The following is a 16,438-nucleotide window of genomic DNA, read 5'->3' on the forward strand; positions in this document are numbered from 1 at the left end:
TTCTTCCAGCGTCGAGACACGCGACATGGCCACCCGGCCAGCGACACGCTGAAAAGCCCGCGATTATAGCCCGACCCGCGTTTTCTCCGAATTCCGGCCTTGCGCCACCCGTTTCCACCGCATGCCCCTCACCATCCGCCCCAGCCGCGACGAAGACGTCGAGGCCATCGCCGCCATCTACGCCCATCACGTGCTGCACGGCACCGGCACCTTCGAAACAGAGCCTCCCTCCCCCGCCGATATGGCCACCCGCCGCGCCGACGTGCTGGGCAAGAACCTGCCGTACCTGGTCGCCGAAGAAAATGGCGAAGTGTTGGGTTTTGCCTACTGCAACTGGTTCAAGCCGCGCCCGGCCTACCGTTTTTCGGCCGAAGACTCGATCTACATGTCGGAGTCAGCACGCGGCAAGGGTCTGGGCGCCAAGCTGCTGGCAGCGCTGTCGCAGGCCGCCGAAGCAGCCGGCGTGCGCAAACTGATCGCGGTGATCGGCGATTCGGCCAACGCCAGCTCCGTCGGTGTGCACCGCAGCCAGGGCTTCACGCATGTGGGCGTGCTGAAAGATTGCGGCTGGAAGTTCGGCGAATGGCGCGATGTCGTATTGATGGAAAAAGTGCTCGGCGAAGGCAGCACCACCAAACCTGAATGAAAAACAAGACTGTTGCCGCGTGGCTCTCCTTCCTCGGCGGCCCGCTCGGCCTGCACCGCTTCTACCTGCGCGGCATGGGCGACTTGCTCGGCTGGCTGCTGCCCATTCCCACGGCACTGGGCATCTACGGCATCGAGCGCGTGCGCATGTACGGCGTGGACGACGGCGTTAGCTGGGCACTGATCCCACTGCTGGGCTTCACCATCGCAGGCTGCGCGCTGATGGCCATCATCTATGGCCTGATGACACCCGAGAAGTGGAATGCCCGCTTCAACGCCAGCGCGCCGGCCGACGCGGAACCCGGCCGCACGAACTGGTTCACCATCGGCGCCGTGGTGCTCTCGCTCTTCTTCGGCAGCACGATCCTGATGGCCAGCATCGTGTTCAGCTTCCAGCGCTACTTCGAGCACCAGGTCGAAGAAGGCCGGAAGATCTCGCAGTAGCCGTCAGAACAGCTGGATGCTGATCCAGTAGGCAATCGCCGCCACGAAGGCCGATGCAGGGATCGTGAAGATCCACGCCCACACGATGTTCCCCGCCACGCCCCAGCGCACCGCGCTCGCGCGCTGCGTCGAGCCAACGCCGACGATGGCGCCTGTGATGGTGTGCGTGGTCGACACCGGAATGCCCAGCGCCGTCGCCAGGAACAGTGTCAGCGCTCCGCCCGTCTCGGCACAGAAGCCGCCCACGGGCTTGAGCTTGGTGATCTTCTGGCCCATCGTCTTCACGATGCGCCAGCCGCCGAACATCGTGCCCAGCGCAATCGCGGCGTAGCAGCTCACGATGGTCCAGGTCGGTGGGCTCGAGTCGCCGGCATTGGCGTACCCAGTGGCGATCAGCAGCATCCAGATGATGCCGATGGTCTTCTGCGCATCGTTGCCACCATGGCCCAGGCTGTAGGCGCCGGCCGAAACCAGCTGCAGCCTGCGAAACCATCGGTCCACCCGCGACGGCGTGGCGCGCCGGAAGCTCCAGGCCACCACGACCATCATCATCGAGCCCAGCAGGAAGCCCAGCAGCGGCGACACGAAGATGAAGGCCACCGTCTTCCAGATGCCCGATGCCACGAGGCCGCTGGTACCGGTCTTGGAGATCACCGCGCCCACGATGCCACCGATCAGCGCGTGTGACGAGCTGCTGGGAATGCCGTAGTACCAGGTCACGAGGTTCCAGCTGATGGCACCCACGAGCGCACCGAACACCACGTGCACGTCGACCACCCCGGGCTGGGCGATGCCCTTGCCCACGGTCGCCGCCACGCTCAAATGGAAGATGAAGATCGCGATCAGGTTGAAGAAGGCCGCGAACACCACGGCCTGCCCCGGCTTGAGCACCCCGGTGGACACCACCGTCGCAATCGAATTGGCGGCGTCGTGGAACCCGTTCATGAAGTCGAACAGGATCGCCAGCGCGACCAGCACTATCACCACCCAGAGGGCGACCTGAACCGTTGCCATCAGCGCTGCCCGCTCAGGAATTCTCGAGGACGATGCCCTCGATCACGTTGGCCACGTCCTCGCACTTGTCGGTGATCGTCTCGAGCAACTCGTAGATCGCCTTGAGCTTGATCACCTCGCGCACGTCGGGCTCCTCGCGGAACAGCTTGCTCATGGCGCTGCGCATCACGCGGTCGGCGTCCGATTCGAGGCGGTCGATTTCCTCGCAGGTCTTCAGCGTGGCCTCGGCCACGGCCGGGTCGGCGATCTTGCCGAGGAACTTGACGGCGTCTTTCAGGCGGTCGCAGCACTTCACGCTCAGTGCCGTGAGGCGCACGATCTCGTCGGTCATGTGGCGCACGTCGTACAGCGCCATGGTCTCGGCCGAGTCCTGGATCAGGTCGGCCACGTCGTCCATCGTGTTGATGAGTTTGTGGATCTGCTCGCGGTCGATGGGCGTGATGAAAGTCTTGTGAATCAGCCGGTTGACGTCGTGCGTCACGCGGTCGGCCGCACGCTCGGCGTTGTCGACGTCGCGGTTGTACTGCTCGCGCAGGTGCACGTCGCTGTAGTTGGCAACGAGCTGCTCGAACGCCCTCGCCGCCTCCACGATGCGCTCGGCGTGCTGGTTGAACATCTCGAAGAAATTGCCCTCGCGGGGCAGCAGCTTGCCGAACATGAAAACTCCATGGGGAGCGCCAATCACATTTTCATGACGCCTTGATGAAAAACCGGCGAAGTTTAACGGGCGCGCGGGCCCTGCCCAGCCTGGCCGGCTTTTCGGGGCTGCCGGAACACCCGACTTTCAGGCCGGCAAGCGCAGCACCGGCAGGTGCCAGCCGCCGTAGATTCCGCCCAGGCGGAGCGCCACGATCAGCAGCACGCCGGCATGAAAAGCCCAGCGCCGCGGCGTTCCGGTCGCCTGCAGCAGCAGGTAGGCCGCAATGCCCGCGATGGCGGCCGAGCCGTAGATGCCGCTGCTCAGCAGCAGCGGGATGCGGGCTGTGAACACATCGCGCAACAGCCCGCCGGCCGCGCCGGTCATGGTGCCGACCAGCAGCACGATGACGGCCGGCAGGCGCCGCTCCTCGGCCACCTGCGCACCGGTGATGGCGAACAGGCCGAGCCCCAGGGCGTCAGCAACGGCCAGCGCATGCTCCGGCACCGGCAACAGGTGCACCCAGACAATCGTGAGCGCCGCCGCCGCGAGAATCACGTAGACATACCGGGTGTCGCGGATCCAGAACACCGGATGGCGGTCGAGCAGCAGGTCGCGCAGCGTGCCGCCGCCCACCGCGGTGACCGAAGCGATCACCACCACGCCCAGCCAGTCGAGGCCCGCATGGCCGGCCCCCAGTGCCCCACTGACCGCGAAGACCGCCACACCGGCGAGATCGAGGACGTAGAGCAGCACGGCCTTCAGACGATGCGCTTGACCACCTGACCCGTGACACGTGCCAGCGCAGCGCGCGGCACCTTGTCGGGCGCGATTTCGGCGAGCGGCTTCAGCACGAAGGCGCGCTCGCGCATGCGGGGGTGCGGCAAGGTCAGCGTCGGTGTGTCGATCACCGAGTTGCCGTGCATCAGCAAATCGAGATCGAGCGTGCGCGGCGCATTGGGAAACGGCCTTTCGCGGCCGGCCAGCGCCTCCAGGCGCTGCAACGCCACGAGCAGTTGCTCGGCATCCAGGCCGGTGCGCACGGCCACCACGGCGTTGATGAAATCGGGGCCTTCGGCATCCACCGGCTCGCTGCGATAGAGCGACGAACGGGCCGTCACCACGGTTCGCTGAAGCGCGCCGATGTCCGCCATGGCGGCCTTCACGGCTGCCTCGGCATCGCCCAGGTTGGCGCCGATGGCGATGAAGGCCTGTGCCGTGGGGTAGTCCTCCCGCGGACCGCGTGGGCTGCGCGAAGGAGCGCGGGTGGGCGCGCGGCGCGCGGGCGGGCCGCTCTTGGCGCCTGCAGACGGCGGCTTGGCGCCACCACCCGCGCGCGGCGGTGCCGCCTTGGCCTTGGGGCCTGGCTTGCCGTCCTTCGGCCGGTTGGGCGTGCTCATGCGCCTTCGGCGCTCCCGCCGCCCCCACCACCAGCACCGCCACCGCCTCCGGTGCGTGGCTTGCGGCGACGCCGGCGCTTGCGTGGCACTGCCTCGCCATCGGGCGGCACTGCGCCAGCTTCTACTTCAACCTCTTCGACTTCGTCGTCCTGCTCCGAATCGGGGGCCTGGCTCTTGCGCACGGCCGGTTCACCGCCGCGCGACTTCGGCGCCGGGGTTTCGCGCACCCGCACGCGCTGGCGCACCTTCTGCTCCTCGCGCACCTGCTCCAGCAGGTCCTGGCGGCGCACGTCGTCGGCAATGCTGAATTCCTGCCACCACTCGGCAATCGCCTCGCTCACCTCGCCCACGTCGGCGCGCAGGCGCATGAAATCGAACGCGGCGCGGAAGCGCGCCTGCTCGACCAGGCTGTAGGGCGTGGAGCCGGTGCGCTTGTCGAAGCGCGGCTGCATCATCCAGATCTCGCGCATATCGGCGGCCAGCTTGCCGCGGCCCGAGACATCGCCGATGCGGGCATTGAACACGTCGTCGATGGCGTCCTGCAGCGCCGGGAACGGCGGCTGCGGGCGCTGGCCGTGGCGGCCTTCCTGGCGCTGGGCCCAGCCGTCGCGCACGTCGGCCCACAGCACACAGGCCAGCAGGAAGCTGGGCGCCACGGGCTTGCCTTCACCCACGCGGCGGTCGGTGTCCTGCAGGGCGGCCTTCACGAAGGGCTGGTCGGCGCGCTCCACCACCACGTCGAGCAGTGGATAGATGCCGCGAGCCAGGCCGAGCTTGTTGAGCTGCTCGACGGTCGCAATCGCGTGGCCGGTCTGCAGCAGCTTGAGCATTTCATCGAACAGGCGGCTTTGCGGCACATCGGCCAGCAGCTTGCTCGACTCGATCAGCGGAGCCGCCGTCTTGGCTTCCATCTTGAAGCCCAGGGCGGCGAGCTTGGCCGAGAAGCGGATGGCGCGAATGATGCGCACCGGGTCTTCGCGGTAGCGCGTGGCCGGATCGCCGATCATGCGCAGCGTGAGCTTCTGCGCGTCCTTGATGCCGTTGTGATAGTCGACCACGACCTGGTTGGCCGGGTCGTAGTACATGGCGTTCACGGTGAAGTCGCGGCGCGCCGCGTCTTCTTCCTGCGGGCCCCAGACGTTGTCGCGCAGCACGCGGCCGCTGGCGTCCACGGCGTGCTTCATGCTGGCAAGCTCGCCCTTGCTGGTGCGCTCGTTGCCCGCCACTTGCTCGGAGGCGGTGTTGTCCATGTAGGCGCGGAAGGTCGAGACTTCGATCACCTCGTGTTCGCGCCCACGGCCGTACACCACGTGCACGATGCGAAAACGCCGCCCGATGATGAAGGCGCGGCGAAACAGCGACTTGACCTGCTCGGGCGTGGCATTGGTGGCCACGTCGAAGTCCTTGGGGCGCAGCCCCAGCAGCAGGTCGCGCACCGCGCCGCCCACCACGTAGGCCTCGTAGCCGGCCTGCTGCAGCGTCGTGACCACGTTCTTCGCGCGTTCGTCGACCAGGGCCGGATCGATCTTGTGAACCTCTGCCGGCACCTCCTGGCGCTTGCCGAAGCGGCTCTTGCCCTGCGTGCCGCCGGCAGATTTGCCGAGCAGCTTGTCGATGAATTTCTTGATCATTGTTGGTTGAAAGCCTAGTTCGCTCTTTTATTCGTTCTCGAGCATGGAGCGGATCAGCGGAATGGTGATCGCGCGTTGCGTCTGCAGGGCATAGCCGTCGAGCTGCGTGAGCAGCTCCATCAGGCTGCCGAGGTCGCGGCTGAAGCGGTGCAGCATGTAGTCGAGCACGTCGTCGGACAGCATCACGCCGCGCGCATCGGCGGCCTGGCGCAACACCGCGCGGCGTTCGCTTTCGCTCAGCACCTGCAAGTGGAACACGTGGCCCCAGCCGAGGCGGGTGCGCAGGTCTTCGCGCAGCGGCAGGTCGGCCGGCGGCAAGGCGCCGGCGGCGACCACGCCGCGCTGCAGGGTCTGGGCGTTGACGAACCAGTTGAAGGCCGCGTGCTGCTGCACGGCGGTGTAGAGGTGCACGTCGTCGAGCAGGACGGCGCCCCAGCGCTCGTCGAACTCGGGCGGCTCCAGCAGGCCGGCGTGCAGCCAGCCCACGCTGGCGCCCTGCTCGCGCAGTGCGACACGCACCGATTCGAGCAGATGGCTCTTGCCGCTGCCGCCTTCGCCCCACAGATAGGTGGGCACCGGCGAGTGCAGCGCGGGGCTGCCGGCGCCGCCCACCCACACTTGCAGGTGCCGCAGCGCCGCCTCGTTGGGGCCGGCAAAAAAGGCGTCGAAGCTGGGGCCCGTCGCAATGCCGATATCGAGCGCGAGCTGTTTCATCCCGGGAAGGTTCATGGAGGGGGCCGCGAGGGCCCTTAAAATCGTGAGGAATTCTATCGGCCCGGCCACCATGGTTACCGGCGCCGCCTTCCGCTCCTACTCTTCGCGTCCTTCCCGACCTCGACCACCCATGACTTCCCCTACGCCCACTCCTCTCAGCTACAAGGATGCCGGTGTCGACATCGATGCCGGCGACGCGCTGGTCGACCGCATCAAGCCCCTGGCCAAGAAGACCATGCGCGAAGGAGTGCTGGCCGGCATCGGCGGCTTCGGCGCCCTGTTCGAGGTGCCCAAGCGCTACAAGGAGCCGGTGCTGGTGAGCGGAACCGACGGCGTGGGCACCAAGCTCAAGCTGGCTTTCGAATGGAACATGCACGACACGGTCGGCATCGACCTGGTGGCAATGAGCGTCAACGACGTGCTGGTGCAGGGCGCCGAGCCCCTGTTCTTCCTCGACTACTTCGCCTGCGGCAGGCTGGACGTGGACACGGCCGCAGCCGTGGTCGGCGGCATCGCCCGCGGCTGCGAACTGTCCGGTTGCGCGCTGATCGGCGGCGAAACCGCAGAAATGCCCGGCATGTACCCGGCCGGTGAGTACGACCTGGCGGGCTTTGCGGTCGGCGCGGTCGAAAAGTCGAAGATTCTCACGGGCCAGAACGTCAAGCCCGGCGACGTGGTGCTGGGCCTGGCCTCGGCCGGCGTGCACTCCAACGGTTTCAGCCTGGTGCGCAAGGTGATCGAACGCGCCGGCGCCGACCTGCCCGCCACCCTCGACGGCAAGCCCTTCCGCGAAGCCGTGATGGAACCCACCCACCTCTACGTGAAGCCGGTGCTCGAAGCGCTGGGCAAGCACCCGATCAAGGCCCTGGCCCACATCACCGGCGGCGGCCTGCTCGAGAACATCCCGCGCGTACTGCCCGAAGGCACCGCAGCCCACCTGAAGAAGGGCAGCTGGCCGCAGACCGAGCTGTTCGCCTGGCTGCAGAAGGTGGCCGGCATCGACGACATCGAGATGAACCGCACCTTCAACAACGGCATCGGCATGGTGGTCGTGATCGACGCGGCTGAAGCCGCCGCCTGCGCCGCCACGCTGCGCGCTGCCGGCGAGTCGGTGCACGAGATCGGCGTGATCGCCGAGCGCGGCGAAGGCGCCGCGGTAGTCGTCGGCTGAGCGCCGGCCGCCCATCCACAATGTCCTGAACTGAGCACGCGACGCACCGGATGGCCAAGAAGCCACAACCCATCAGCCCCGCCGTGACAACGGCCCCCGTCCACCGCCCGCCCGCCTCGCGTGGCGTGATGATCGCAAGCTACCTGCTGATGCTGGCCGCCTTGCTGCTGGTGATGTGGGAACACCTGCTGCCGGGGCTGCTGTGCGTCTGCATCGGCTTCCTGGCCACGCGGTGGTTCGCACGGGTGCTGAGCGCGGGCATGCGGCGCATTCCAGCGCTCGGCGGCCAGAGCGCCGATGGCTGGGCCGGCGTGCTGGCCGTCATCCTCGTGCTGGTGGGGCCGATCGCGCTGATCACGCTGCTGCTGTCGCAGGCCCGCGAATACATCGTCGATGCGCCCGACCAGTACCGCGAACTGCTCGACTACACGGCGCGCACGGTGCTCGAGCTGCGCTCCAAGCTGCCAGTCGAAATCGCGGTGTACCTCCCCGAGGGCGCGGCCGAGGTGCAGCGGGTGATCGCCAATTACCTGCGCGCGCAGGCCGGCTCGCTGGCCGTGGCCGGGCGGGCCTGGCTGCACGGCATTCTCTTTTCGTACGTGGGCCTGATCGTGGGCGGCCTGGCCGCCGTGGGGCACGCGCCGCTGCGCCGCCTGCCACTGGCCGACCAACTGCACCAGCGCGTGCGGACCTTCGGCGAGGCCTTCGGGCAGATCGTGGCGGCCCAGTTCTGGATCGCGGCCTTCAACACGCTGCTCACGGCCATCTTCCTGCTGTTCATCATGCCGACGTGGGGCGCGCACCTGCCGTACACGCCAGCGCTCATCACCCTCACCTTCCTGGCGGGGCTGGTGCCGATCGTGGGCAACCTGGTCTGCAACTCGGTGATCACGCTGGTGGGGCTGTCGGTGTCGCCGGTCACGGCGGCGGCGTGCCTGATCTTCCTGATCGTGATCCACAAGGCTGAATACGTCATCAACGCCAAAGTGGTCGGCGCACGCACACAGATGAGCGTGTGGGAGCTGCTGGCCGTGATGTTCGTGGCCGAGGCGGTGTTCGGGCCGGCCGGGCTGGTGGCGGCGCCGCTGTACTACGCGTACCTGAAGAAAGAGCTGCAGGCCGCGTCGCTGGTCTGACGAGGCCATCAGGCAGCAATGTCCTGATCTGATCGGTTTTGGTCCGGCCGCGAGCGGACTGCGGGCTGGCAAGGCAGAAGAATAGGCGGCATCATCCACTTCGCCCCTGCGAGCCCCGCCATGAAAACCTGTCTGATTGTGATCGACGCCCAGGAATCGTTCCGCCAGCGCGCGTACTGGTCCGAAAGCCATGCCGCTCCCTACTTCACCGCGCAGAACGCGCTGATCGAAGGCTGCACCGCCGCTGGCGTGCCGATCGTGCGGGTCTTTCACACCGACGAGCCGTCCGATGCGAGCAACCCGTTTGCCGTCGAATCGGGCCACGTACGCCCCATCGGCGGGCTTGCCGACTTCGCTGCCACGGGCACCTTCACCAAGCACCGCCACAGCGCGCTGGTCAACAGCGGACTGGACATCTGGCTCACGCAGAACGGCATCGGCCGGCTGATCGTGAGCGGCATCCGCACCGAGCAGTGCTGCGAAACCACCACCCGCCACGCCTCGGACCTGGGCTGGGAGGTCGACTACGTGACCGACGCCACGCTCACCTTCGACATGGTGCAGCCCGACGGCCGGCCGCTTTCGGCCTCCGACATCAAGGCCCGCACCGCCACCGTGCTGCAAGGCCGCTTCGCCACCGTCTGCACCGTGGCGCAGGCGCTCGAACGGGCCGTGGCGTGAGCGGCATGAGCTTGCGCGTACTCATCCTCGCCTTCGACGGCGTCGAGGCGCTGGACTTCGCCGGCCCCTTCGAGGTGTTCACCACTGCGAGCCGGGTCAGCCAGCGGATGCAGCCAGGCACGGCGGCGCCGTTCGATGTCGCATCGGTGGCCCATGCGGCAGGCGGCCAGCCCGTGCAGGCGCGCGCCGGCCTGCAACTGCTGGTCGACCACACGCTGGCCGACAGCCCGAAGGCCGACGTGCTGATCGTCCCTGGCGGCGTGGTCGACGCGCCGATGGCCAGCCCCGACACGCTGCGCTGGATCGCCCGCAGCGCCGCTGGCGCGCAGGTCGTCGCCTCAGTCTGCACCGGCGCGTTCCTGCTGGCCGAAAGCGGCGTGATCACGAACGACACAGTCACCACCCACTGGGAAGACATCGCCGACCTGCGCGAGCGCTTTCCTTTGCTCGACGTGCGCGACGGCGTGCGCTGGGTCGACAACGGCCGCATCGTCAGTTCCGCAGGCATCAGCGCCGGCATCGACATGAGCCTGCACCTCGTCGAGCGGCTGGCCGGGCGCGAACTGGCCGAGCGCACCGCGCGCCAGATGGACTACGCATGGACCCGCAACCCCAGCCACAACCCATCCGCGTAGTCTTCGTCCTCCTGCCCGGCAGCATCGTGCTCGACTGGGCCGGCCCGGCCGAGGCGCTGCGCATCGCCAACCAGCGGCTGCGCGCAATGGGCCAGCCCGAGCGTTTTGCCATCGAGTTCGCGAGCCCCCGGCCGACGGCGATGGGCTCGGTCGGCGTCGCGCTGGCCGGGCTCTCGCCCTTGCCGACGCAGTGGGACGGCCCCGGCTGGATCGTGCTGGTCGGCCTGCCCGGCGACACCATTGCCATCGACAACCCCGAGACGCAAGACTTGCTGCACTGGCTGCGCGGCCTGCGCTTCGAGCGCGACCGGCTGGAGCTGCTGACGATCTGCGCCGGCGCGGTGCTGGCCGCGCATGCCGGCGCGCTGGCGGGCCGGCGCGCCACCACGCACCACCAGCACCTCGACGAGTTGCGTGCCGTGGAGCCGCGCTGCGACGTGGTCAGCAACCGCGTGTTCGTGATCGATCCGCCGCTGTACAGCAGCGCGGGCGTGACGACCGGCATCGACCTGGTCCTGCACCGCATCGCCGGGCTGTGCGGCGAAGCGCTCGCGGCGCAGGTCGCGCAGACCATGGTGGTGGCGCTGCGCCGCGGCCCGCACGACCCGGAGCTGTCGCCCTTTCTTGCCTACCGCAACCACCTGCATGCCGCGCTGCACCGCGTGCAGGACGCGGTCAGCGAACAGCCGCAGGCCGACTGGAGCGTGCCGCGCATGGCCGAGGTGGCGCACACCTCGGCGCGGCACCTCACGCGGCTGTTTGTCGAACATGCGGGCGTGGCGCCGCTGGCCTATTTGCGGCGGCTGCGGCTTGCGGCCGCGCAACTCGCGCTGGCCTCGGGCGCGAGCGTGACGCGGGCGGCGGAGCAGTCGGGCTTCGGCTCGGACACCCAGTTGCGCCGCGCGTGGCACCAGTTCGGGTTGCCGGGCTCGCCTTCGGAGGCGAACTCGGCCTTCAAGGCCTGAAGACGCTCAGTGCCAGACGCCGGCGGGCGCGGGGCCTGGCACGCGCAGCAGCCTGTCGTCGCCGATCTCGAGCAGCCGGTTGGCCGCATAGCTGTTCTGCGAGTCGGGCTCCAGCGCCGCGCTGACCAGCGGCGACAGCGGCTGCGCCAGCGACACGTAGAAGCTCCCCGGCTGCACCACAGCGCGACCGGCCCGCGGCCGCACGCGGAAGGCACGGATCGCCTCACCGTCCTCGATGGCGCCGCGCGCATCCTGCCGCTGGCCGTCGGTCTGCGACAGGATCTCGTAGCGCTCCACCTGCCAGGGCGCCGCGCTGTCGATGCGCTCCACGCGCACGCCCAGCATCTGCAGGCGCTGCACGGCCGTGGTCTCGCTGGCCGCGAGCAGATAGCCGCAGGGGCGCGGGCGGGCGTTGGCAATCTTGAGCGGCTCGGCGGCGCGCCATTCGACTTCGACTGTCTTGTCTTCCCCGCTCTTCGCGTCGAGGAATTCGAGGCGTTGCCGCATCGGCGTCTGCCAGGCCTCGACCACGAGATCGCCATGGCAGGCCTCGGCCTTCGCGCGCTGCCCGGCCTGTGCGGTGAGCTGAATCAGTGCCGGCCCCTGCTTCGCGGCCGTCTCGATGACGGTGGTGGCGGCCAGCACTTGCGTGTGCACGCGGCGCGCGAAGTGCGCACGCCCGAGCCCCACGCCGCGCACTTCGAGCAGCAGGCTCACGGCCTGGCGCAGCGCGCTCACGTTGCGTCCGGTGTCGGGCTGTACGCCGCCCATCGACACCGTGCGGTCCTCGCTCTTGCCGCCGGAGGTGGTGTGGTACTTGAAGCCCTGCAATCCGGCCTGCGTGAATGCGGCCTGGATGGCGTCGACGTAGTCGCGCTGCGCGCTTGCGGCAATGGCGGGGTCGAGGTTGCCCACGGTAGCCGGCTGCAGCAGGCCGTCGTACTTCATGGCCGCGCCGAACTTGTCGATCCAGCGGCCGCCGACGGTGAACTCGTGCAAGTCGAGCACCACCTGCGGCTGGTAGCGCAAGGTGGCGGCCGCGAGCATGCGCGCCTCGGGCGTGCGCAGCAGCAGGTGGTCACGGTTCACGTCGATGCCGTTGGCGGTGACGCGGGTGAAGCGCTCGGCGCCGTCCGGGTTGCCGCGCGGCACCAGCACTAGGTTCACCTTCTTCAGCAGCGCGGCGCCGGGCTCGCTGGCGAACTGCTGCGCCAATGCCAACACCGTTTCGCCACCGGCCGGCTCGTTGCCGTGCTGCTGGCCGATCACCATCACCGTGGGGCGCGCGGGATCGATTCGCCCCTGGTCGGCCAGCACCACCAGCGGCATCTCGCGCCCCTGCTGCGACAGGCCCAGGCGCTCGACGCGCACGTTCGGCGACTGGCGCGCAAGGTCGTTCAAGAAGGCGAGCACCTCGGCGTGCGAGGGAAAGTCGGTGCGCCCAGCGCGAAAGCCCGGCGTGGCGTAGCTCACCGGCGGATCTGGGAAACGCGCGGCGATGGTCGGCGGCTCGACCCACACCTTGGCGGGATCGAACTGGGCCAAGGCAGAAACAGCCGGCAGCAGGGCCAGGCAGGAAACGCACAGGAGGCGGAGGGAGGGGGTGCGCAGCATGGCGCGCATTTTCTCCCGGCACCGGCCGCGCGAGCCAGCGCAGCTTCAGCAGGCGCTCAGCTCACCCGGCAGTGCCATCGAGGAGGCAGGCCCGCGCACGTGCGAGGAGCAGCGCCCGCTCGCGCGTGTTGCGCGTGAGCGCGGCGGCGCGGTCGAATTCCTTGCGCGCCTCGTCGCGGCGGCCGAGCTTGAAGAGCAGATCGCCGCGCACGGTCGGCAACAGGTGGTAGCCCTTGAGCGAAGGCTCGTCCATGAGCGCATCGACCACCTCCAGCCCCGTCGCCGGCCCGAAGGCCATCGACAACGCGACCGCCCGGTTGAGCTCGACGATGGGCGACGGCGTGAGTTCGGCCAGCGCGTCGTAGAGCGCAGCGATGCGGCCCCAGTCGGTTTCGTCGGCGGTGCGCGCGCGGCCATGGCAGGCGGCGATGGCGGCCTGCAGCGCATAGGGGCCGAGCGCGCCGCCGAGTGCTTCGGCACGCGCGAGCGCCGCGAGGCCGCGACGGATCAGCATCTGGTCCCAGCGCGCGCGGTTCTGTTCGAGCAGCAGCACCGGCTCGCCCGACGGTCCCACGCGCGCGGCCGTTCGCGAAGCCTGGATTTCCATCAGCGCCACGAGGCCGTGCACCTCAGCCTCCTTCGGCACCAGCTCGGCCACGATGCGGCCCAGGCGCAGGGCTTCATCGCACAACGTGGGGCGCATCCAGTCGTCGCCGGCGGTGGCCGAGTAGCCTTCGTTGAAGACCAGGTAGATCACTTCGAGCACCGAGGTGAGCCGGGCTTCGAGCTCGTGCCTGCGCGGCACCTCGAAGGGCACGCGCGCCTCGGCCAGCGTGCGCTTGGCACGCACGATGCGCTGCGCCACGGTGGCTTCTGGCACGAGAAAGGCGCGCGCGATCTCGTCGGTGGTGAGGCCGCCCATCAGCCGCAACGTGAGCGCCACGCGGGCTTCGGTCGACAGCACCGGGTGGCAGGCGGTGAACACCAGCCGCAGCAGGTCGTCGCCGATGTCGTCGTCAAGCGCGGCATCGACCGCTTCGGCGAAATCGTCTTGTGCCATCTCGTGCTGTGCGTCGATCTCGCGGCCGATTTCGCCGGCCTTGTGCTCGGCCAGCTGCAGGTGGCGCAGGCGGTCGAGCGCGCGGCGCTTGGCCACTGCCGTGAGCCAGGCCGCGGGGTTGTCGGGCACGCCGGATTCGCTCCATTGCTCGAGGGCCGAGACCAGCGCGTCCTGGGCCAGCTCTTCGGCCAGGCCCAAGTCGCGCACCATGCGCGCGACGGTGGCGATGATCTTGGCGGACTCCATGCGCCACACCGCCTCGATGGTGCGGTGGATGGCGGCGACGTCCGCGCGGCCCTCTTCCCTGATCACGGCTTTACGGCGCGGTCTTCTTGACGGTCTGCATCGACGCGAACTCGCTGGTCAGCGCCTGCACGTCGGCCGGGTAGTCGCCGATTTCCTGGATCTGGCGCACCTCGACGACCTCGTTGTCAGAGCCGGGGCAGCGCGCGGCCCATTCGATGGCGGCGGCGCGAGAAGGCACGTCGATGATCCAGAAGCCGCCGAGCACTTCCTTGGCCTCGGCGAAGGGGCCGTCGACGATCTTGGGCTTCTTGTCCTTGAAGCTCACGCGCGCGCCCATCGAGGGCGGATGCAGGCCGTCGCAGCTGATCAGCACGCCGGCTTTCTGCATCGACTCGTTGTAGGCCATCATGGCCGACACCGCATCGACGTCTTCGGGGATGGTGCCGGGCGCGGCGGTTTCGTAGCCGTGGGGAATCATCAGCAGCATGAATCGCATGGTGGGTCTCCTTGGGTTCGATCCGGTTGCGGCTGCTTCAGCTGCCGGCCTTGGTACCGGCCTTGATGTGGGCCTCGGTCTCGGCCCGCAGGCGGTCTTCCTGGGCGAGCAGCTCGGGCGTCATGGAGTCGCCGAAGTCGGCAGCCTCGAACACCTGGCGGATCTCGATCTCGCCTTCCTGGAAGGGGCTGCGCTTGATCCACTCGATTGCTTCTTCCTTCGACTTGACCTGGAACAGCCAGAAACCGGCCAGCAGCTCCTTGGTTTCGGCGAAGGGGCCGTCGATGACGGTGCGCTTGGTCGGGCCTTCGCAGCGCACGCGCACGCCTTTGGAGCTGGGGTGCAGGCCTTCGCCCGCCAGCAGCACGCCGGCCTTGACCAGCTCCTCGTTGAACTTGCCCATGGCGGTGAGTATTTCGGTGCTGGGCATCACGCCGGCTTCGGAATCGGCGTTGGCCTTGACCAGAATCATGAATCGCATGTCGTTTCTCCTGAAGGTTGATGAGACTGGGAGCGGCTGACGAATGAAAATTGCCTGCTCCTGTTCACACGTCGGACGAGCGGAAGACGGATCGACACGATCGCATCGATCTATTTGTAATTTTGTGTTTCTGAAATCGAGGCTTCAGGGCAGGTAGCCGCAGAAGCGCAGGATGTGGCCGTCAGGCTCCCGGATCGCGAACTCGCGCAGCCCCCAAGGCTGGGAGGTCGGCGGCTCGATGACCGTCACGCCGCGCTTCACGTAAGCGGCGTGCAGGCCGTCGATGTCCTTGCCCACGTGGATCACGATTTCACCGCGCCAGGGTTTGGCCTCGCGCGAGTTGCATTGCCACAGCCTCAGGTAGACCGGGTCGCCGTAGCTGCGGTCGCCCTTCTTCACCCGGGCGTAGCTGGGGGGCTCCCCCGCGATGAAGTCGAGCTCGAAGCCCAGCACGTCGCGAAACCAGCGCGCGGCGCGCGACACGTCCGACACCGGCAGCACGGGCTGCACGCCGTGGAATTCATGCAGGGTGCCCAGGTCGGGCGCCGGGCTCACACCGGCCTTGGTGTTCATTTCAGCTGGCCATTCGGCGCAACATGGCGACGCGCTCGGCAATCGCGTCGATATCAAGGGCGTCCTCGGCCTTCGCCAGGTAGGTTTCCAGGTCGCGCACGGCTTGCGCGGTGTTGCCCTGTTCGGCATGCGCGATGCCGCGGTCGCGGTACTCGCCCCAGGCGCTGGGCAACAGGGCGATCAGGCGGTCTTGTACGGCGATGACGCGCTGCCAGTCTTCCTGCGCGTGGTGCACTTCCTTCAGGTTGCGCAGCATGCGGGCGATGATTTCGCGCGGGCTTGCGGGCTGCAGATACAGGCCCAGCGGCACGTCGAAGTCGCCGACCAGGCCGTTGCTGCGCTTGTAGGGCTCGAGCCGCTCGCCCAGTTCTTCGCGCGACAGCGACTTGCCGGTGAAAGGATCGATCACCACCTGCCCCTTGGGCAGCGTCACCTTGAGCATGAAATGCCCCGGAAACCCGATGCCGCGTGCCTGCAGGCCCAGGCCCTGCGCCAGTTCCATCCACAGCACGGCCAGCGAGATCGGGATGCCGCGGCGGGTGCGCAGCACGGCGTTCAGGTAGCTGTTGTCAGGGTCGTAGTAGTCGTTGACGTTGCCGCCGAAGCTCAGGTCATTGAAGAAGAACTGGTTCAGGGCGCGCAGGCGGGCCAGCGGTGCGGCGTCGGCCGGCAGGCGGCGCTTCAGGCGGGCCAGGAGCTGGTCTACATCGCCAAGCACCTGCTGCACGTCGAGATCGGGGTATTCGTCCTGCGCCAGGCTGGCGGCGGCTTCGAGCAGCGGAAATTGATCGTCGCTGCGAACCAGCGATTCGAAATACTCCAGTGCGGTAGGAACCTGAAAGCTGAACGTCATGTGTCTTTGTAGAGGAGCATTCAGGGAGCGTCAAGGCGGAAC

Annotated in this window: 19 protein-coding genes; 7 read left to right on the forward strand and 12 right to left on the reverse strand. The window is 68.2% G+C overall.

Features of this window, described 5'->3' with window-relative positions; genetic code table 11:
• The first annotated feature begins 121 nt into the window (after positions 1 to 121).
• Both NWF24_RS23420 and NWF24_RS23425 read left to right on the forward strand, forming a co-directional pair.
• Positions 122 to 646 carry a GNAT family N-acetyltransferase gene (locus NWF24_RS23420; RefSeq protein WP_258350636.1) on the forward strand — a complete coding sequence of 175 codons (525 nt, stop codon included), beginning with the start codon at positions 122 to 124 and terminating at the stop codon, positions 644 to 646.
• The gene (locus NWF24_RS23425; RefSeq protein WP_093049669.1) at positions 643 to 1,089 is read left to right on the forward strand and encodes a TM2 domain-containing protein; all 447 of its coding nucleotides are present in this window, start codon (positions 643 to 645) and stop codon (positions 1,087 to 1,089) included. Before NWF24_RS23420 ends, NWF24_RS23425 begins: the two co-directional genes overlap by 4 nt.
• Positions 1,090 to 1,092: 3 nt before the next feature.
• On the opposite strand, the gene NWF24_RS23430 is transcribed toward NWF24_RS23425, so the two are convergent.
• From NWF24_RS23430 to hda, 6 genes are all read right to left on the reverse strand, one after another.
• Positions 1,093 to 2,103 carry an inorganic phosphate transporter gene (locus NWF24_RS23430; protein WP_258350637.1) on the reverse strand — a complete coding sequence of 337 codons (1,011 nt, stop codon included), beginning with the start codon at positions 2,101 to 2,103 and terminating at the stop codon, positions 1,093 to 1,095.
• Positions 2,104 to 2,116: 13 nt separating this feature from the next.
• Positions 2,117 to 2,761 (reverse strand): DUF47 domain-containing protein, encoded by a 645-nt coding sequence (locus NWF24_RS23435; protein ID WP_012746613.1) that lies wholly within the window; start codon positions 2,759 to 2,761, stop codon positions 2,117 to 2,119.
• A gap of 126 nt (positions 2,762 to 2,887) precedes the next feature.
• Positions 2,888 to 3,496, reverse strand: coding sequence for a trimeric intracellular cation channel family protein (locus NWF24_RS23440; protein ID WP_258350638.1), 609 nt, complete (start codon positions 3,494 to 3,496; stop codon positions 2,888 to 2,890).
• A 5-nt stretch (positions 3,497 to 3,501) separates the two neighbouring features.
• Entirely contained in the window at positions 3,502 to 4,140 is a 639-nt protein-coding gene (gene folK, locus NWF24_RS23445; protein ID WP_093049659.1) for a 2-amino-4-hydroxy-6-hydroxymethyldihydropteridine diphosphokinase, read from the reverse strand.
• On the reverse strand, positions 4,137 to 5,771 hold the full coding sequence (gene pcnB, locus NWF24_RS23450; protein ID WP_258350639.1) for a polynucleotide adenylyltransferase PcnB: 1,635 nt from the start codon (positions 5,769 to 5,771) through the stop codon (positions 4,137 to 4,139). The genes folK and pcnB overlap by 4 nt, the downstream gene beginning before the upstream one ends.
• A 27-nt stretch (positions 5,772 to 5,798) precedes the next feature.
• A complete protein-coding gene (gene hda, locus NWF24_RS23455; RefSeq protein WP_305367572.1) occupies positions 5,799 to 6,485 on the reverse strand; it encodes a DnaA regulatory inactivator Hda in 687 nt (228 codons plus the stop codon).
• Between the two features lie 130 nt (positions 6,486 to 6,615).
• Between hda and purM the strand changes: the two genes are divergently transcribed.
• The 5 genes from purM to NWF24_RS23480 all read left to right on the forward strand — a co-directional run bounded on the left by purM (position 6,616) and on the right by NWF24_RS23480 (position 11,073).
• Positions 6,616 to 7,656 (forward strand): phosphoribosylformylglycinamidine cyclo-ligase, encoded by a 1,041-nt coding sequence (gene purM / locus NWF24_RS23460; protein ID WP_258350640.1) that lies wholly within the window; start codon positions 6,616 to 6,618, stop codon positions 7,654 to 7,656.
• Between the two features lie 50 nt (positions 7,657 to 7,706).
• Positions 7,707 to 8,792, forward strand: a complete 1,086-nt coding sequence (locus NWF24_RS23465) for an AI-2E family transporter (protein ID WP_258350641.1) — start codon at positions 7,707 to 7,709, stop codon at positions 8,790 to 8,792.
• A 120-nt stretch (positions 8,793 to 8,912) separates the two neighbouring features.
• Positions 8,913 to 9,473 (forward strand): cysteine hydrolase family protein, encoded by a 561-nt coding sequence (locus NWF24_RS23470; RefSeq protein WP_258350642.1) that lies wholly within the window; start codon positions 8,913 to 8,915, stop codon positions 9,471 to 9,473.
• Between the two features lie 5 nt (positions 9,474 to 9,478).
• Positions 9,479 to 10,108 carry a DJ-1/PfpI family protein gene (locus NWF24_RS23475; protein WP_258350643.1) on the forward strand — a complete coding sequence of 210 codons (630 nt, stop codon included), beginning with the start codon at positions 9,479 to 9,481 and terminating at the stop codon, positions 10,106 to 10,108.
• Positions 10,072 to 11,073, forward strand: coding sequence for a GlxA family transcriptional regulator (locus NWF24_RS23480; RefSeq protein ID WP_258350644.1), 1,002 nt, complete (start codon positions 10,072 to 10,074; stop codon positions 11,071 to 11,073). Before NWF24_RS23475 ends, NWF24_RS23480 begins: the two co-directional genes overlap by 37 nt.
• 6 nt (positions 11,074 to 11,079) lie before the next feature.
• Here NWF24_RS23480 and NWF24_RS23485 read toward each other — a convergent pair whose 3' ends face one another.
• The 6 genes from NWF24_RS23485 to NWF24_RS23510 form a co-directional block, all read right to left on the reverse strand.
• Positions 11,080 to 12,618 (reverse strand): M14 family metallopeptidase, encoded by a 1,539-nt coding sequence (locus NWF24_RS23485; RefSeq protein ID WP_258350645.1) that lies wholly within the window; start codon positions 12,616 to 12,618, stop codon positions 11,080 to 11,082.
• A gap of 130 nt (positions 12,619 to 12,748) precedes the next feature.
• On the reverse strand, positions 12,749 to 13,993 hold the full coding sequence (locus tag NWF24_RS23490; RefSeq protein ID WP_258355342.1) for an RNA polymerase sigma factor: 1,245 nt from the start codon (positions 13,991 to 13,993) through the stop codon (positions 12,749 to 12,751).
• Between the two features lie 70 nt (positions 13,994 to 14,063).
• A complete protein-coding gene (locus NWF24_RS23495) occupies positions 14,064 to 14,489 on the reverse strand; it encodes a YciI family protein (RefSeq protein WP_258350646.1) in 426 nt (141 codons plus the stop codon).
• A 37-nt stretch (positions 14,490 to 14,526) separates the two neighbouring features.
• Positions 14,527 to 14,970, reverse strand: a complete 444-nt coding sequence (locus tag NWF24_RS23500; protein ID WP_258350647.1) for a YciI family protein — start codon at positions 14,968 to 14,970, stop codon at positions 14,527 to 14,529.
• Positions 14,971 to 15,114: 144 nt separating this feature from the next.
• Positions 15,115 to 15,543, reverse strand: a complete 429-nt coding sequence (locus NWF24_RS23505) for a bleomycin resistance protein (RefSeq protein WP_258350648.1) — start codon at positions 15,541 to 15,543, stop codon at positions 15,115 to 15,117.
• A 1-nt stretch (position 15,544) separates the two neighbouring features.
• Positions 15,545 to 16,396, reverse strand: a complete 852-nt coding sequence (locus tag NWF24_RS23510) for a SirB1 family protein (protein WP_258350649.1) — start codon at positions 16,394 to 16,396, stop codon at positions 15,545 to 15,547.
• Positions 16,397 to 16,438 lie beyond the last annotated feature (42 nt).

This window comes from Variovorax paradoxus (genome assembly GCF_024734665.1).
GTDB lineage: Bacteria > Pseudomonadota > Gammaproteobacteria > Burkholderiales > Burkholderiaceae_C > Variovorax.

What these genes read in the sequence shown, in the direction of transcription:
- NWF24_RS23510 (WP_258350649.1), bottom strand. Translation starts at nt 16,396, where the DNA reads ATGACGTTCAGCTTTCAGGTTCCTACCGCACTGGAGTATTTCGAATCG.
- NWF24_RS23435 (WP_012746613.1), bottom strand. Translation starts at nt 2,761, where the DNA reads ATGTTCGGCAAGCTGCTGCCCCGCGAGGGCAATTTCTTCGAGATGTTC.
- folK (WP_093049659.1), bottom strand. Translation starts at nt 4,140, where the DNA reads ATGAGCACGCCCAACCGGCCGAAGGACGGCAAGCCAGGCCCCAAGGCC.
- NWF24_RS23470 (WP_258350642.1), top strand. Translation starts at nt 8,913, where the DNA reads ATGAAAACCTGTCTGATTGTGATCGACGCCCAGGAATCGTTCCGCCAG.
- NWF24_RS23425 (WP_093049669.1), top strand. Translation starts at nt 643, where the DNA reads ATGAAAAACAAGACTGTTGCCGCGTGGCTCTCCTTCCTCGGCGGCCCG.
- NWF24_RS23490 (WP_258355342.1), bottom strand. Translation starts at nt 13,993, where the DNA reads ATGGAGTCCGCCAAGATCATCGCCACCGTCGCGCGCATGGTGCGCGAC.
- NWF24_RS23500 (WP_258350647.1), bottom strand. Translation starts at nt 14,970, where the DNA reads ATGCGATTCATGATTCTGGTCAAGGCCAACGCCGATTCCGAAGCCGGC.
- NWF24_RS23430 (WP_258350637.1), bottom strand. Translation starts at nt 2,103, where the DNA reads ATGGCAACGGTTCAGGTCGCCCTCTGGGTGGTGATAGTGCTGGTCGCG.
- hda (WP_305367572.1), bottom strand. Translation starts at nt 6,485, where the DNA reads ATGAAACAGCTCGCGCTCGATATCGGCATTGCGACGGGCCCCAGCTTC.
- NWF24_RS23495 (WP_258350646.1), bottom strand. Translation starts at nt 14,489, where the DNA reads ATGCGATTCATGCTGCTGATGATTCCCCACGGCTACGAAACCGCCGCG.
- NWF24_RS23505 (WP_258350648.1), bottom strand. Translation starts at nt 15,543, where the DNA reads ATGAACACCAAGGCCGGTGTGAGCCCGGCGCCCGACCTGGGCACCCTG.
- NWF24_RS23480 (WP_258350644.1), top strand. Translation starts at nt 10,072, where the DNA reads ATGGACCCGCAACCCCAGCCACAACCCATCCGCGTAGTCTTCGTCCTC.
- NWF24_RS23465 (WP_258350641.1), top strand. Translation starts at nt 7,707, where the DNA reads ATGGCCAAGAAGCCACAACCCATCAGCCCCGCCGTGACAACGGCCCCC.
- NWF24_RS23475 (WP_258350643.1), top strand. Translation starts at nt 9,479, where the DNA reads ATGAGCTTGCGCGTACTCATCCTCGCCTTCGACGGCGTCGAGGCGCTG.
- pcnB (WP_258350639.1), bottom strand. Translation starts at nt 5,771, where the DNA reads ATGATCAAGAAATTCATCGACAAGCTGCTCGGCAAATCTGCCGGCGGC.
- NWF24_RS23420 (WP_258350636.1), top strand. Translation starts at nt 122, where the DNA reads ATGCCCCTCACCATCCGCCCCAGCCGCGACGAAGACGTCGAGGCCATC.
- purM (WP_258350640.1), top strand. Translation starts at nt 6,616, where the DNA reads ATGACTTCCCCTACGCCCACTCCTCTCAGCTACAAGGATGCCGGTGTC.